Consider the following 355-nt stretch of genomic DNA (forward strand, 5'->3'; position numbering starts at 1 on the left):
TGCACCAGCCGAGATATCTTCGACACCCCCGAGCGCCTGGCCGCCTTCGACGCCGTGGCGGCCGAGGTACAGCTGGCCCGCTTCGACGGCGACTGCTACGCCGAATGCATGCTGGCCTCGGGCTTCGTCGACGTCATCATCGAGGCGGGCCTGCAGCCCTACGACGTCCAGGCGCTGATCCCCATCATCGAAGGCGCCGGCGGCCGCATGACCGCCTGGGACGGCGGCGATGCCCAGCAGGGCGGCGCCATCCTCGCCTGCGGTGATCCGAAGTTGCATGCGCAGTTGGTGGAGCGGTTGCAGCACCTGGCCTGAGGCTTGGCAGACGGCTTCGTAGGTTGGGTTGAGCGGAGCG

1 protein-coding gene is annotated in these 355 nt (G+C 68.7%); it reads left to right on the plus strand.

Annotation, left to right across the window (positions count from 1 at the left end; translation table 11 throughout):
- Window positions 1–315 (plus strand): inositol monophosphatase family protein (locus tag FH08_RS0134260; protein WP_031362667.1); only part of this gene is annotated, 315 nt, incomplete at its 5' end.
- Window positions 316–355 lie beyond the last annotated feature (40 nt).

It is taken from the genome of Caballeronia sordidicola (assembly GCF_000729995.1).
GTDB classification, from domain to species: Bacteria; Pseudomonadota; Gammaproteobacteria; order Burkholderiales; family Burkholderiaceae; genus Caballeronia; species Caballeronia sordidicola_A.